A 15,506-nucleotide genomic window follows, 5' to 3' on the forward strand; every position below is an offset into this window, starting at 1 on the left:
ACTCCAGCAATGACGATGACTGTAACAATCAGTGCTTCCTTGGACTAAGAACCTATTTCGGTAGGCGCAGAAAGCGAAGGAGCACCGTGTTGTCGAACCGTCGAGCCTCGGGGCCTACGAGGCTGGCAGTGCGTAGAACCAGGTGATGAGGCCGAGGGCCAAGTGAAGCATGGCCAGGAAGGTGTCTTCGCGTTTCTCCCAGCGGATGAGGATTCTGCGGAAACGGTTCATCCACGAATGAGCGCGTTCCACCACCCAGCGGCGCGCTTTCTTGCGGTGGCTCTTCTTGGGGACCTTGGCCGGGGGACGACGCGGGCGAATGTGCAGGCGCAGGCGGAACTTGTCACCCCAGCGCCGCACCTCGTTGCAGTCGTAGGCGGCGTCCACGCACAGGTGCTGGACGGCCCCCTTTTCAGGCTTGGGACGAGGGACCGGCACCGAATCGAACGTGGCTTGCAGCAGTTTGTGGTCGTTGACGTTGGCGCCCGCGACGACCACCCCTACGGGGACTCCGCGCCTATCGGTCAGTACACTCCTCTTGGTGCCCTTCTTGCCGCGGTCGGTCGGGTTGGGGCCGGTCTTCTGCCCACCCAGCGGGGCCTTGGTCATCGCTCCGTCCAGGCTCATCCACTGCCAGTCGATGCCCACCAGAGCGTCGTACGCCAGCAGTCCCAGGCGCCAAAACGCGTGGAAGACTCCTGCTGCCAACCATTCACGGAACCGTCGATAGGCTGAGGACGGGTGGCAGATGCCTGTGGCCTTCAGCGCTTGCCACTGCATCCCCGTGCGCAGAACCAGCAGGATGGCCTCCATCGCCGAACGATCCGGCACTCGTGGGTTATGACACCCCAGAGGATGTTCGGGCCGAGGGGGGAGCAGGGGCTCGATCTTCTCCCACAACTCCTCCGGCATCCTTCAGCCGTCGTCTCTCTTCGCTACTCCCATTCTTCACTTCCTCCTCCTGACTCTAACTCATCAGGTAGGTTCTTTCATTCCCTACCTACTGAGATAGGCTCTAAGCCTAGGCAGGTCGCGCTGTAACCAGCTAACGTCTGGAGCACACACCGGAGCGTTCCTCCTCTCCGTCTCGGCTTGTCCCATTCTCAGCTCCGCTGGAGGGGCACACTGGGGCACATGCGGCCCGACAGGGGCAATTGCTTGTACGCGAGGACCTGAATTCCCTTGCCTCCTAAGGCTCACGAGAACCTCGTGGGAGGCTGACAGGAGCGTGTGCCCTGGCGAGGTTGAGTACCGGGCGGAAGGCGGAGGCGAAGTAGGCCGCAGCCGCGTACTCGGTGTTCGCGCACAGCTGCCGGTCCTTCTCCCGGTGCAGCACCTGCCATGCGAGCAACTGCGCTATGAACTGCCGCTCCGGCACCTTCAGCACCTTGACCGTGTTGCGCAGGCTCACCGCGCCGCCCGCGTCAATCAGATTCTCGAAGGCCCATGGTCCGGATTATCTGAGCCAGGAGGTAAGACTTATGCGTCGTGCGGAGGCGTCGGCGAGTCGTTGTCGGGAGGCACATACTTCCGTTCGGCGACGTCGTCGGTGAAGTCCAAAGGAAGTTGAATCGGCTCCTCCTCAGGATGGGTCGCGTTGTAGTGATCACAGTCAAGCGTCAGTTGGAGCAAATCCCCGACGACCTGCTCGCGCCGCTGCTTGAAGGCCTTCTCCATGAACGCCCGGGGCTCCTCGTCGATGTCGCCCCAGATCGTATACTGCTTGCCGTCCTTCGCGACAGTCACGGCGTGGTTGGCGCGATACGTCCGTCCCGTCCTTGGGTCACGGCGGTGTTCCTCGCGGAATGCCTTCGAGTACTCCTCGGCCAGCTTCGCCATCGGGTCGACAGGAACAGGCTTCGGCTCCAGCCCCTTCTTCACAGCCCATTCAGCAACCTCCTGGGCAGTGGGCGTCCGCCCAGGATGTGCCGCCTTGTACTCCCGCAGAATCCGCTGCCGCATTTCAGCCTTCGTCGTCATGTGCATCTCCTTAGTGCCCTACAGGTGCGACATCCCCCCAGCCATCGACCACTGCACCCGGCGCAACGGCATACCGAATTTTCACCAAGTGCTTCGTGAACAGGTCCCAACGCTTGAGTCGGTAACGGAGCTGGCCTGCAACCAGTCCCGGATGAAGGCGCAATCTGGCAGCGAAACCAAGGATGTCTCTTTCTGCAAACACAGGCTGCTTACGCGCGATAAACGAATCGAGTTCCTTTTTGGGCACACAGAACGCCGTGGCTGCTTCATTCGCCAGTCGTTCTTCTTCAGGTACATCCTGGCCCGCAGTTTCGATGTCCGTGTCGATGATGGGTTCGACACGGCCATGTTGGCGGAGCACATGCTCCAACTCGTGGCGGAGGACGAACCAGAAATTGTCAACCCGGTCGAACCGCAGCGACATGCCAATCACTGGCGCCGTCTCACCCAGCCACAGACACGCGCCATCGATCTTCGCCTTCGGTAGAGACTCCACGAGGACAAAGCGGATGCCAGCCTCTGAAAGGATCCGGGGAACATGCCGTGCCTCCTCTGGAGCGGCGAGGAGTCCAGACAGGGCTTTGATGGCTTCCCGGCAGGAGTCGGGCGAGTAGCGCGGCACCACTATCTCCCGGGCTAGGTGCTTCACGCGGAGGAGCCAGGCCTGTTGAGCGAGCGTTGTGGGCCCCGCCACATCCGTTTTCTTCGCCGCGTGTGGTTGGACGGTGGAGAAGATCTCCTCTGGTTTATGTACGCCGAAGAACTTGGTGAGCGCAGACTCCACCCGCTCCACCTGCTTCACGTCTTCTGCGTCGATCCACCGGCGCTTGATCATCTCCCCAACAGGAAGAGAGCCGAAGAGGTTGGCGCGGAACTCAAGGAGCGGGTCCAGTTGTACTAGACCGCGCGCCAAGTACAGTTCATGGGCCTTCTGAAGATCCATGAACTTTTCGGCAGGGATGCTGAAGACCTGCCCTAGAAGGACCGCCATCTCGGCGCTCAGGGCCCGCTTGCCCGCGACGATTTGATTGATGGCGGGTTCGGTCGTGTTCAGCACTACGGCGAGGACTTTCTGGGTCCACCCCCGCTGTTCGAGCAGGTGGCGGATCAATTGTCCAGGCGTCTTGAAGTTGGAGACATCGACCATCGCCAAACTCCAATCTCATGGATCGGACGGCAGCGCAATTGCGAAATTACGATTTTTGTTAATCTCCCCATATGTGGTGGGTGGATGGTTCTGGGCCCCAACAGGTGGGGCTTGAGCCGTGCGTTCCTAGCGCCGGAGGCACAGGAGAGCGCGGTGCAACAACTCGACCGGGCCCGTGCCCAACGCCCCGCCGCACCGGCTAGAAATGCCGGAGGGGCACATGAGGACACGAGGCCAAAGAAAAGCCCATCACCCCGGTGAGATTGCTGGGCTTCTGAATGCGGAGGCGGCGGGAATCGAACTCGTCGCCGGACGACAATCAGGCTTCAGGGAGGGCGCGTGGGGTGGGACGTGGAGGGTCGGTCCCGAGACAGGGCAGGGACGTAGCACCTTCCCTGGAACAGCGTACCGATGGGGCCGAGCGCCTCGCACTGCTCACGATCCATCTCCGATGGAACCCAGCACGCCCCATTGAGGGCGACCTGGCGCTTGTGAGGGCAGCGGCCCTTCGCATTGGGTCGTATCTGCCCCGGTTGCGGCTCGGGAGGGGAGTCCTGAGCGAGCGGCGCCTGCACCGAAGGCTCCTGAGTCTGTGCCGTCGAGGCGGTGGAAGCGGACTCACCGAGCCCTGCCGTGCCTGCGTCCTGCGTGCCCTCCGTCGCAGGCATCACCTGGACGACGAAGGTCTTCTGCACGGGCTGCACCGAAGCCACCCAGCTCGCCCACGCGACCAGCGTCAGGCTCGCCGCCATCGCGAGCCATGACCCTCCCAGACGGGCAGGTTCTCGGGCAGGTGCTGGTGGGCGCGAGGCGTGCTCGAGGGCCGCAGCGAACTCGCCTGCGGTACCGCGCTGCTCGGGCCGCACCGCGAGCAGGCGCAGAATGCAGGCGCGCACGGTGGGGTCCACTCCACGAAGCGAGGCAGGCGTGCGCACGGAGTGCACCTGCCAGGTGCCGTGTTCGTCCTGGGTGGGCTCTACCCACTCCGGGTACTCCCCGGTGAGCAGCCTGCAGGCCGTCATGCCCAGCGCGTAGAGGTCATCGGCGGGCTGGTGGGCGTAGCGAGCCGAGCCGTCGCGCCGACGGTGGAGGACGAACAGGCCCGCCTCCGGGGAGCGGTAGAGCGGGGTGCCCAGGCATGCGGCGGGAGGAGTGAGGAGCTCGGCGCCCGGGAAGGTGCCCAGGCCGAAATCGGTGAGCAGGGCGCGGCCATCGCAGCGGCGCACCAGCACGTTCTCGCCCTTCAAGTCCCGGTGCACGGCGCCCAGGGCGTGGACAGCCGCGAGGGCCCGTGCCAGCTGGGCCAGCACGCGGAAGCACTCCCGAGAGGGGAGGTCCGGATGAGAGCCCCAGTGGTACAGCGGCACGCCGTCCACCCACTCCATGGCGAGCCAGGGATAGCGAGTGCCATCCGGGGCCTGCCACGTGCCGGAGCCCCGCAGGCGAGGAACGCTGGGGTGACGCAGGCGGGATAGCAGCTGCGCCTCGCGAGCAAACCGAGGGTCTTCCGGATGCAGCGCCAGCTTCAGGGCAACGGGCGCAGCGCGCGCGGCTCGCTGGGGAACGGCGCGGTAGACGGCGCCATGGACACCTTGGGCGGCCCAGGCCACCACGCGCCAGGGCCCTACCTCGGTGCCAGGCGGCAGGTGGGCTGAGCCCCGTGCCGGGTTCCCGCTGTCTGCATGCCACTCCACGATGAGCAAGGGGATACGCCGAGGCCGGCACCCCTGTCGAGGGGCCGGGGGCCGGGCGTTGCTCGGGGCCCTGGGGCAGATGCGCGGGGCGAACCTCTCGGGTGAAGAACATTGTGAGCGCGTTCACTCCTTCGCAGTGACGCGGCTCACAGCCGTGCCATGCGTGAGTCCCTAGTCTGCTGCCATTCACAAAGCAGCCCAGGGGTTCACCATGATCAACCTTGCGTACAAGAAGAGGGAGTACGAGGCCGAAGTCCATGAGAGCGATGAACTCGATCCCGCCATCGCGCTCCTCGAGCGCGGCAACTACCTCGACGCGGTGGTGCTCCTGAAGGCAAGGCTGGCAGATCGTCCTACTGCCAGTGACCATGGCTTGCTGGGGACCACCTACCTGCTGATGGAGCTGTACGAGGACGCGAAGCAGCAACTCGAGCTGGCACTGGAGAAGGACCCGGACAGCAAGGACTGGACCGGCAAATTGCAGAAGGCCATGGAAGGCTCCCTGACCGGAGTCAACGTCCAGGTACCCGAAATGCTGCCCTTCCATCGGGAGGAATTGCTGGCTCCCCCCGAGGACCCCAACCTTCCCTCGCCGCCACCTCCACGCCCCGCCACTCCCGCCGGCTGGCTGTACTCTGTTGTTGGCAAGCTGGTGGGCAAGATCGTCGACACCGTGAAGCAGCGGCAGCTGAAGAACTTCGACGATGCGTCCATGTTTGATGGGGTGTGGACCAACTGGTACCGCAAGCGGTACTTCGAGGCGATCCTGACGCTGGCCTACATGCGCGAGCGCCTCGACCACCACAACCTCTACGACACCTACCCCGAAGGTGAGCTGACCGCCTTCCAGGCGAAGAACCAGACTCCTCCTCAGGGAGTCACCCACTTCCGCACCGCGGATGGTTCCTGGAACAACCTGGACAATCCCAAGGAGGGAGCGGCTGGGGTGCGATTCCCGCGCAACGTGGCCCAGTCCTCCACCTGGCCTCGCGCCGATCTGCTCACGCCCAATCCCGCGGAGATCAGCCAGGTGCTGCTGGCACGGCGAGACGAGGGAATGCTCAAGGTGCCTTTCCTCAACCTGCTGGCTGGCGCCTGGATCCAGTTCATGGTCCACGACTGGGTGAGCCACCGGATGGGTTCCATCTTCGGCATCCACGAGATCCCCCTGCCGGAGGATCATCCCGCGCGAAAGAAGTACCACCAGACGAAGATGTTCGTAGGGAAGACCGCCCCGGATCCCACCCGCGCGCGCAGCGAGGCAGGAGTGCCTCCCACGTACATCAACGAGGTGACGTCCTGGTGGGACGGCTCACAGATCTACGGCAGCGACCAGAAGACCGCGCAGCGTCTGCGCACGCTGCGCGATGGCAAGCTGCGGCTGACGGAGCAGGGCCTGCTGCCCGTGGGGCGCGATGGCATCGAAGAGACAGGCTACAACCGGAACTGGTGGCTGGGGCTCGGCATGCTGCACACCCTGTTCACCCGGGAGCACAACGCCATCTGCGACATGCTCAAGGCCCGCTACCCAGCGTGGGACGACAACCGCCTGTACAACGTGGCCCGCCTCATCAACGCCGCGGTGATGGCGAAGATCCATACCGTCGAGTGGACGCCCGCCATCCTGCCCAACTCGGTGCTCTACGATGGGATGAACGCCAACTGGTACGGCATGGCCGAGACGTTGCTCAGGTCCCGCAAGGACCGGCGGACGCTGCCCCCGCTGAAGATTGCCAGCCCGGAGGTTGGCGGCATCGTCGGCAATGCCACCGAGAAGTTCGGCGTGCCCTACGGCTTGAGCGAGGAGTTCACCGAGGTCTACCGGCTGCATGAACTGCTGCCCGACACGCTGGAGCTCCGCCGGATCGGCTCCTCCGTGCCGGTGGAGCACGTGCCGCTGGCGATGGTGCGCCAGTCCGGAGTGCACAAGCTCACCGCGCGTGTGCGGATGGAAGACCTCTTCTTCTCGTTCGGCAACATGCATCCGGGCCAGCTCGTGCTCAACAACTACCCGAACACGTTGCGCGAGCTGAGCCTCCCTGGGAACCCGATGTATGACCTGGCCGCGGTCGACATCCTCCGTGCGCGTGAGCGGGGGGTTCCGCCCTACAATGAGTTCCGTCGCCAGCTTGGGCTCCAGCCGATCCGCACCTTCGAGGATCTGACCAGCGATCAAGCCACGCTGGCCGCGCTCAAGCGCATCTATCGGAGCGTGGAGGAGATTGATCTGCTGGTGGGCAACCGGGCCGAGGCCGTCCGCCCGGATCACTTCGGCTTCGGAGAGACGCTCTTCCATGTCTTCATCCTCAATGCCAGCCGCCGCCTGCAAGCGGACCGGTTCTTCACCGAGAATTACAACGCGGAGACGTACACCCCCGAGGGGTTGCGGTGGGTCGATGAGAGCGACATGAAGGCGGTGCTGCTACGTCAATTCCCTGCGCTGGGCGAGACGGGGCTGGCCAATGTGATCAACGCTTTCGAGCCCTGGGATACGGAAGGGGCGGATATCGGCAACCCGGCCCGCCACCCGCTGCACACGCTCGACCGCTGAACATTGCCGTACGCGCGGGGGGGGCGAGGAACTCGTCCCTCCGCGTCTTCCTTCCAACTCTCATTGAATTCAGGAGAAGTCATGGGCCTCATGTGGCAGCTTCGAAGGCGGTTCTGGGATGGACTGGCAGTCCTCAAATATCGCTACAACAAGCCGGCGGAGATCCCCATCCCCCAGGGCGATGGACAGCAACTGAAGGCCGTGAGCTTTGAGAGCGCATTCCCCGGGATCCCGATACCCAACATCCTTGTCGCTGACTCTGTCCCCAAGGACGAGGCCTCGCGCCTGAAGTACCTGTTCTACCAGGCGCAGGTGGCGCTGTACTCGCTGTTCCCCCCGATGCAGGAAGGGCTGCCGCCGGTTGATCCGGATCCGCAGCGGGCACTCGACGACGCCTATACCCCCGCGCATCGGAAGTGCTTTCCTGCCCCCATCCTGCCCAATGACTACCGGGGTGACATCGACCTGGGGCACCTCGCGATCGCGAGCCCATATGCCTGCTATCTCGAGCGGGCCCCCGAAGGGGGCTTCCAGTGGGACCTGCGCAAGCTCGATCGCTACGAACTCCACGATGGGCTGCGCCGGTTGGGTGTGCGCGTCCTGTTCACGTTGGACTCGCGGAACCGGCGGCTGCGTCCTACCCGGATCGACTCCGAGCTCGGCACGAGCCGGCCGGGTGACGCGCACTGGCAGCTCTCGCAGAAGCTCGCGCTGTGCGCGGCCACGACGCACCTGTCCTTGGTGCGCCATTTCAACTGGGTTCACCTGGCCGTGGGCGGCCCGCTCGCCATCGCTACCCGTAACAACCTCGGCGCGCGGCATCCCGTGATGCGGCTGCTCTGGCCACACATCTACGGCACGCAGTACAGCAATCAGATCGTCACCCTGGGGCAGATGGCCAGGGGAGGGGACTTCGAGACCATCTTCAGCTTCACCCATGCGGGCATGTGCAAGCTGTTCAGCGACACCTACGCGGAGTACGACGCGGTGGTCCTCTCCCCTGGGCTGGAGGCGGAACAAAAGGGTGTCAGGGATGCAGGCTTCGATACGCCGGCGCTGGACAGCCGCATGGCGTACTTCGAACTGATGCGGCAGCATGCTCTGCGCTATCTTCGCATCTACTATGCCTCGGATGAGCAGCTCCGTGAGGACACGAGCCTTCGGGCCTGGATCACCGAGCTCGGGACGCTGATCCCTGGTGGCATCCACAAGCTGCTTGGAGACGCGCTCACCCTCGAGAGCGCCGCGCGGCTGATCGGGGCTTTCCTCTATCTTGAGACCGTCGAGCACGAGATCGTCGGGAGCGGTGTCTGGAACTATCAACTGTGGACCCAGGTCCAGCCCGTGCGGATGTATAAAAATGGGCACCGAGAGCCACTCGACGTCTACCAGCGGCTGATCAATGCTAACTTCAACCTGAACGTGCATCGCAGGCAGCTGCTGGCCGACTTCTCCTATCTGGCATTGGACACAGCGGGCGCCGCCGCCTTCCAGGCCTTTCGCAAGGAGCTCGAGGAGCTACAGGTCCGGATGTCCGAGGAGCCCGCCGGCCGCTGGATGATCTACCCTGAGATGCTCAAAGCAAACATCAACGCCTGAGGCCGGGCCCAGGCCCCTGGAGCTCCGAGGATGGGACGTGCAACGAACCTGTTCGCCGCGCCGAGGATTGCATGGCCCACCCTGGCGGTCTTCGCGAGCTCTTGCGCGCTGTGGCTGCTCGCCCTCTGGGGGGCAGCGAGCAGCCGTGCACCGGCCATGCTGACCGTGCCCATGGCGGCGTTGGCGGCGTATACCGCCTTCACGCCGCTGCACGAGGCGGTACACCGCTCGATTGCACGTTCGCCCCGCCTGAATGAAGCGGTCGGCTGGATCTCGGCGCTCCTGCTGCTCGCGCCCTTGCCGATTGCGAGACACTTCCACCTCCAGCACCACAGGTTCACGAATGATCCCGAGCGTGATCCCGACGCCTGGAGTGGCCTGGGGCCTGCGTGGCTGCTGCCGCTGCGGTGGGCCACCCAGGACCTTCACTACTACCGGCTGTTCCTGCTATCGCTCCGGACGCTGGAGCCCCGGACACTGATTGAGAGCCTCGCTGCCTCCGGACTGGTGCTGGGGTTGCTCACGGTCGGCTGGTTGCATGGCCATGGCGGGCTCGTGCTGCTCCAGGTCATCCTGCCAGCCCGGCTCGCCATCCTGATCCTGGCCTTCAGCTTCGATTATCTGCCCCACTTTCCATACAGCGCCACGGCAGCGCAGGATCGATACCGCACGACGCGTGTCTTCGACAGCGCACTGCTGAACATTCTCCTGCTTGGGCAGGCCTATCACCTCATCCACCACCTCTACCCGGCGGTTCCCTTCTACCGGTATCGCGCGCTGTGGAAGCACCAGCGGGCAAGGCTCCTGGCACGTGGTGTCCACATCAGGTCCGCCGCCCGTTAGGCCACCAGATGGCCAGGGGGAGCCGCAGGGAGGGAGACGATGAACTCGGCGAAGAGCCCTTCCTCGGATTCCAGACGGAGCTCCCCCCCAAGAGAGATGACGACGATGTCGTGGCAGATGGACAGCCCCAGGCCGGTACCTTCCCCCGGTGGCTTGGTCGTGAAGAAAGGCGTGAAGAGCTTGTCATGAACGCCCTTTGGCACGCCGTCGCCGTTGTCGCGGACGCGGATCTCCAAGGCATCGCCTGTCCAGCGCGTGGACACCTTGACCTGGGGCTCGGCTGAAGCCCCGAGCCGCTGGGCTTTCACGTGGGCGGCATAGCAGGCGTTGTCCACAAGGTTGAGGATGACACGGCGGATATCCTCTGGCGCCAGCAGCAGCGGAGGAGCAGCCGGGTCAAAGGAGGCCTCGATAGGGACGTGGACTGGAGGGCTCTTGGCGCGCAAGCTGTGGTGGACGAAGCGGATGATCTCCTCCACCAATGGGTTGATGTGGGTGAGCTGCGGCTCCCCGCGCTGATTGCGCGCGTGCTGCAGCATCCCATGGATGATGTTGCTGGCACGCAGCCCGTGCTCGCGTACCCTCGAGGAGTTATCCAGCAGTTCCTCCAGGGCGGCTTCGAGCCTCTTCCACTGCGCCAGGGATGGCACCTGCGAACCGCTGAGCTCCTCGCGTAGCTCCTGCATCAGCTCAATCGAGCTTTCGGAGAAGTTGTTCACGAAGTTCAGCGGGTTCCTCAGCTCGTGGGCGATACCTGCCGTGAGCGCTCCTAGAGACGCGAGCTTCTCCTGGGTGACGATCCGCAACTGCATGGACTTGAGGGTCTCGAGGGTACTCTGCAACTGGGTGTTCTTCTGACGAAGCTCATCGGTACGCTCGTGAACCCTCTGCTCGAGGGTATGGCTGTACTCTTCGAGCTTGCGGTAGAGCCCGGCATTCTCAATGGAGATGGCGGCCTGAGCCGAGAGCATGCTGAGCACTTCCAGCCTGCTTGCGTTGAAGGCGCTGGGGGTGAGGTTGTTCTCCAGGTAGAAGAGGCCAACGATCTGGCGGCGATGAAGGATGGGGGCGCAGAGCACGGAGCGGATGTTGAGACGCTTGATGTAGGGGTCTACGTGAAAGACCTCATGGGAGGAGGCGTCATCGAGGAGCACGTGGGTGCCAGTCCTCAGCACCTGCTGGGCGACAGCCAGGCAGAGTGCGCCGCTCTGGGCCAGAGGCTGGAAGGGAACCAGCGGGCCGCTGTGGCTGCCCACCTCGCCCAGGGCTTCGACGAAGAAGTCCTCGCCACGCTTGAGCACCAGCACCCCCCGCTGCGCTCCAGCGCTCTCCATGACGATCTGGATGAGATTGGCGACGAGCTGGGGAAAGAGCAGCTCGCTGGAGATGGCCTGCGAGGCCTTCATCAGCGAGCTCACGTCGAGCGTCTCTCCGAGGGCTTCCGAACTGGAGGGGGAGGATGCCGCTTGTTCCTGGCCGGAGAGCCGCTGGAAGGGGAGGGCACGCTGGGCCCGGGTGCTCCAGCGCTTGAGCGAGCTGCTCCACGTACGGAGAAAGGAGGCCTGCTCCATCGCCAACAGGTGGACCTTGCTGGAGGCTCCCCACCGTTCGTAAGCGTCCAGCGCATCGAGCAGGTATACGAGAGCCTTGGAGTGATGGCCCTGGTCCGCGTGGAACCGGAAGGCCAGCTCGTTGGCAAGCGCTTCCATGTTGAGGAACTCGCTGGTGCGGGCCGCGGCGATGGCCCGGCCGTACTCCCCGGCGATGGCTTCGGGGTCCTGTCTCTTCACGCGTGCGAGCTCCGCGCTGGCCAGCAGGTGGCTGGGCGCGAAGTTCTCCGGGACGCGGCGAGCGCATTTCTCGAGGTAGGCGAGGTGCTGTTCCATGAGCTCGAGCAGCTCCTTCTTCTTCGCCTCGGTGGCACCCGGGAACGCCGCGGCCGCGCTCAAGACATGCAAGAGGGCATGCAAGGTCAGGTTGAAGAGGCCGGCGTAGAAGGGCAGAAGTGGGATGGCCTTCGTGGTCTCCGTCAGTGCATGCTCTGCTTGGCCGAGGAAGTAGTATTGGGCGGCATTGCTCAAATGCAGCGTCACCTGGGCCAGTTGCGATGGGCTCTTCTCATCACACTCTGGCACCTGCTCATTGGAGCCGATCAGCGCTTGCAGCGCCCGGTGCAGGTACACGCTCACGGCGAGGGATACCATGTCCTTGGTCCTCTCGATGGACTCCATGAGCTTGCGGTTCTCCTCCAGAATTTCCGGCAGGGCATCTCCCATGCAGAAGCGCCGCCACAGCAGGACCAGCATGCAATCCCTTGCGTGAACCCAGTCCCCAAGTTCCAGCGAGTTGCGATGCGCCTCCGTGAGGTCCGCATTCGCGGCCCGCACGCTGTGGGTCCAGTGGTCAATGAAGCCTGCACGCACGTAACGGATGCGTGAGAGCATCATGGGATCCTGAAGGTGCGAGGCCAGTCCGGTGGCGAGCTGGCCAAACTCCCAGCCAGTGTCTGGCTCATCAAGAACAGCTACCAGGAAAATCCCGTAGGTGACGTAGCCAAAGGGAGAGAGCCGGCTGTTGCCGTGTTCCAGCGAGAGCTTGACACTGCGAAGCACGACCAGGGCGAAGAGCACCTGATTGCAGCGGTAGGCCGCGGTCTGCATGTCGGCGAGCAGGCTGACGGCCATCTCTACGCGCGGGTCGCTCGTCCGGGGAATGTCCAGCAGGCCGGCCAACCTGCGGCCGCCGAGCTGGCTCATCACCGCTTGCAGTTCCGCGGCAATCATCGATTGATCAGGGGACACGGGGAGCTCAATCCCCAGGAGACGCAGCCCTTCAAGGCCAAGTTCCAGTGCTCGATCGTACTGGCCAGACAGGGCAGTGAGGAGGGCCTGCAGGGAATGAATGCCCGCACGCTGCACCGGGGTCCGGGCCTGAGCAAGCAGTGCGGAGAAGATGGACCGGGCCACCTCGAACTCGCCGGCCAGATAGCTGGCCTCGGCCAGCTCCATCTGGAGCGCGAAGGCCAGCTCGTGCTCGCGCTCCCGCGCATCCGGTGGGAGCAGCAAGCTGCCCGTCCGAAAGAGCTCGCAAGCGGTGCGGTACGCGCCCGCGGTCTTTGCGCGGCGGCCCGCCTTGAGATGAAGGCCCGCCAGTTCGAGGCGCAGCGGAGGGGAATCGATCAGGTGGGGAGCATGGCCGAGATGCGGAAGAATCGAGAACACCCGCTCCTCCAGTGTCCCCCGGCCGCGAGCATCCTCGAGCAGGCGCAACCCTATTCGCACATGGCGCTCGGCGCGTTCTGCTCGAGGGATGAGCGAATATGCGGCCTGGCGAACCTTGTCATGCAAGAAGCGTAGAGGCACCTCCAGGTCGGCGGGAGGGCTTACTCCCTGGGGATCCAGCAGCAGATAGTCCCTGCTGAGGGGCAGCACCAACCCGCGCTCGATGGCGCTCCAGAGCGCGCGCGCTGTTTCCGTACTCGAGGTGCCCTGCGCCACGGCCAGCTCCCGGAAACCGAAGGTGGCTTCCAGACAGGCAGCGGCCTGCAGGAGAGCCCCCGTTTCCGCAGGCAGTTGCTGGATCTCCGCAGCCATCAGATCGGCCACGTCATCCGGGATCTCGCTGGCTTCGAGCTGCGTCAGGTCCCATCCCCACTGGCCGCTGTGAGCGTGGAAGTGCAGCATTCCTTTTTCATGAAGAAAGCGGAGGAATGCCTTGACGGCGAAGGGGTTGCCGCTCGTCCTGGAATGAATGAACCGGCCGAGCTCCAGCGCACGCTGGGGGTCTGCCGCGGTGGCCTCTCGTACCATTCGTGAGACCTCCTCGGGGCCTAGCGGCATGAGGTGGAGCTGGGTCAGAGGGGCGTTGGCGGCGCGCAGTTCCTCCAGCATGAGTGTCAAGGGGTGCGTTTGGGAAACCTCCGCATCGCGGTAGGCCCCCACCAGCAGAAGGGATGAGTTCCCTGAATTGTGAACGAGCGTTTGCACCCATGAGAGAGTGCTGCTGTCGGCCCACTGCAGATCGTCCAGGAAGAGGATGAGTGGGCGTCCAGGAGCAGCAAACGCCTGAAGTGCCCGTGTGAGTGTCAAGGCAAGTCGATTCTTGGACTGATCAGGCGGGAGCGGAATGGGGGGCGGCTGTTCGCCCAGCAACGGGCGCATCTCCGGAACCGCTTCAGCCAACACAGGGACGTTGCCTCCCAGCAATTCCACGAGGCGTTGCCGGGCCTCCGCGCTCTCTCCCTGGCCCTCCATGAGGGGCTGGCGCGCCAGATGGCTCAGCGCCTGATGGAGCGCGTCGAAGGGGATCCCGCGGTGGAGTTGGTCGCATTTGCCCTCGGCGAACCGACCCTTGCTGGCTGCGGCCGCCCGGTGGAGCTCATTCACAAGCGAGGACTTGCCAATGCCCGCGGAGCCGGTGATCAGCAGCAGTTGGTAACAGCCTGCAGCGGCACGCGAGTGCGTCTCCATGAGCAGGGCCACATCCGATGCGCGCCCGTAGAGTCCCTGGGGGAGGCGGAAGGCATGGGAGCGATCCGCGGCACCGAGCGGAAAGGGCGTGATCTGGCTCCGCTCTCGGAGTTGGCGCCGGCACTCCTCCAGGTCGGCGATGAGCCCCTGGGTGCTCTGGTATCGGGCATCCGGATCCTTGGAGAGCAATTTGAGCACGATGGCCGCCAGAGGCTCTGGCAGTTCTGGCGCGAAGTCTCGTGGGGAAGGTGCTAGCTGGGCGAGATGTGCGTGGAGCAACTCCAGAGGGGTGCTCGCGGGGAAGGCACGGCGGCCCGTGAGCATTTCGAAGAAGGTGGCGCCCAGGGCATAGAAGTCCGCACGGGAGTCCACACTCCGGTTCATGCGCCCCGTCTGCTCTGGCGCCATATAGGCCAACGTCCCCACCAGCCTGGAGGGGCTCTCGGGAGTGGCAGTCTCCGTGGCGATCGCCGCCGAGAGGGAGAAGTCAGCGATTTTCACCACGCGGATGTCAGGATTGACGATGAGATTCTGCGGCTTGATATCCTTGTGAATGACGCCTTGGCGGTGGATGTGGCCCAGTGCTTCGCTGATACACAAGGCGAACTCGAGAAAGGTGTTCACATCCAGTGGACCGCGCTCATCCAGCAGCTGGCGCATGGAGGAGCCACCAAAGTCCTCCAGGACAAGCGCTATCCTCCCGCCAGGGAACTCCTCCAGGCCCAGGGCACGGACGATGCCATCACCTTCGACGCGGCGGGTGATAGTGTATTCGCGGCGCAATTCGAGGGTACGGCGCCGATCGAGGCCATGATCCGGGGGGAACTTGAGGATGACAGGGCAATTGTCCTCGCGACGAGTGGCCCGGACGAGCGTGGAGCGTGCGCTTTCGTGGAGTGTCTGGTGGAGAGTGTAACCCGGCCAGTGTGCCATAAAGTTCTTAGCGGATCTGAGCCTGCGGACCGCATCGAGGAAGAAGGAATGGACCGTCGCTGAGTCTAGTCGAAGTAGGGCCCGCTTTTCTTGGGATGAAGGGCCTTCGCCTGTCTTCAAGATTTCCTGTGCCTGGAGGGGAGGGCCTGGGTGACACTCACCGGATGACTCGCGGGCTCGAACTTGAGCTTCGGCGCCCCGGCGAACATGGCGCGCATCGACTGCACGGCCCGCGCGTCCGATGAGCTGATTCCGTGCTTGATGACAGACATGCTGATCTCCATTCCTGC

9 protein-coding genes are annotated in these 15,506 nt (G+C 64.2%); 3 read left to right on the plus strand and 6 right to left on the minus strand.

Annotated features, from left to right (window positions below):
* Positions 1 to 114: 114 nt before the first annotated feature.
* The 5 genes from KY572_RS18725 to KY572_RS18745 form a co-directional block, all read right to left on the minus strand.
* A complete protein-coding gene (locus KY572_RS18725; protein ID WP_224244218.1) occupies positions 115 to 912 on the minus strand; it encodes an IS5 family transposase in 798 nt (265 codons plus the stop codon).
* A gap of 277 nt (positions 913 to 1,189) precedes the next feature.
* The gene (locus KY572_RS18730; protein ID WP_224244365.1) at positions 1,190 to 1,432 is read right to left on the minus strand and encodes a phage antirepressor KilAC domain-containing protein; all 243 of its coding nucleotides are present in this window, start codon (positions 1,430 to 1,432) and stop codon (positions 1,190 to 1,192) included.
* Positions 1,433 to 1,479: 47 nt separating this feature from the next.
* Positions 1,480 to 1,980, minus strand: a complete 501-nt coding sequence (locus KY572_RS18735) for a hypothetical protein (RefSeq protein ID WP_224244219.1) — start codon at positions 1,978 to 1,980, stop codon at positions 1,480 to 1,482.
* A gap of 10 nt (positions 1,981 to 1,990) precedes the next feature.
* Entirely contained in the window at positions 1,991 to 3,127 is a 1,137-nt protein-coding gene (locus KY572_RS18740) for a helix-turn-helix domain-containing protein (RefSeq protein ID WP_224244221.1), read from the minus strand.
* A gap of 326 nt (positions 3,128 to 3,453) precedes the next feature.
* Complete coding sequence (locus tag KY572_RS18745; RefSeq protein ID WP_224244222.1) at positions 3,454 to 4,740, minus strand: serine/threonine-protein kinase; 1,287 nt, start codon at positions 4,738 to 4,740, stop codon at positions 3,454 to 3,456.
* A 292-nt stretch (positions 4,741 to 5,032) separates the two neighbouring features.
* Between KY572_RS18745 and KY572_RS18750 the strand changes: the two genes are divergently transcribed.
* From KY572_RS18750 to KY572_RS18760, 3 genes are all read left to right on the plus strand, one after another.
* On the plus strand, positions 5,033 to 7,372 hold the full coding sequence (locus KY572_RS18750; RefSeq protein ID WP_224244223.1) for a peroxidase family protein: 2,340 nt from the start codon (positions 5,033 to 5,035) through the stop codon (positions 7,370 to 7,372).
* 81 nt (positions 7,373 to 7,453) lie between these two features.
* A complete protein-coding gene (locus tag KY572_RS18755; RefSeq protein WP_224244224.1) occupies positions 7,454 to 8,971 on the plus strand; it encodes a lipoxygenase family protein in 1,518 nt (505 codons plus the stop codon).
* Positions 8,972 to 9,001: 30 nt separating this feature from the next.
* Positions 9,002 to 9,814, plus strand: coding sequence for a fatty acid desaturase (locus tag KY572_RS18760; RefSeq protein WP_224244225.1), 813 nt, complete (start codon positions 9,002 to 9,004; stop codon positions 9,812 to 9,814).
* Here the strand turns inward: KY572_RS18760 and KY572_RS18765 are convergent.
* Positions 9,811 to 15,216, minus strand: a complete 5,406-nt coding sequence (locus tag KY572_RS18765) for a trifunctional serine/threonine-protein kinase/ATP-binding protein/sensor histidine kinase (protein WP_224244226.1) — start codon at positions 15,214 to 15,216, stop codon at positions 9,811 to 9,813. The genes KY572_RS18760 and KY572_RS18765 overlap by 4 nt on opposite strands.
* Positions 15,217 to 15,506 lie beyond the last annotated feature (290 nt).

This window comes from Hyalangium gracile, assembly GCF_020103725.1.
GTDB classification, from domain to species: domain Bacteria; phylum Myxococcota; class Myxococcia; order Myxococcales; family Myxococcaceae; genus Hyalangium; species Hyalangium gracile.

Bases quoted from the DNA above. Each gene is read 5' to 3' on its own strand.
- KY572_RS18760 (WP_224244225.1), top strand. From the start codon at position 9,002: ATGGGACGTGCAACGAACCTGTTCGCCGCGCCGAGGATTGCATGGCCC.
- KY572_RS18765 (WP_224244226.1), bottom strand. From the start codon at position 15,216: ATGGCACACTGGCCGGGTTACACTCTCCACCAGACACTCCACGAAAGC.
- KY572_RS18725 (WP_224244218.1), bottom strand. From the start codon at position 912: ATGCCGGAGGAGTTGTGGGAGAAGATCGAGCCCCTGCTCCCCCCTCGG.
- KY572_RS18755 (WP_224244224.1), top strand. From the start codon at position 7,454: ATGGGCCTCATGTGGCAGCTTCGAAGGCGGTTCTGGGATGGACTGGCA.
- KY572_RS18740 (WP_224244221.1), bottom strand. From the start codon at position 3,127: ATGGTCGATGTCTCCAACTTCAAGACGCCTGGACAATTGATCCGCCAC.
- KY572_RS18750 (WP_224244223.1), top strand. From the start codon at position 5,033: ATGATCAACCTTGCGTACAAGAAGAGGGAGTACGAGGCCGAAGTCCAT.
- KY572_RS18735 (WP_224244219.1), bottom strand. From the start codon at position 1,980: ATGACGACGAAGGCTGAAATGCGGCAGCGGATTCTGCGGGAGTACAAG.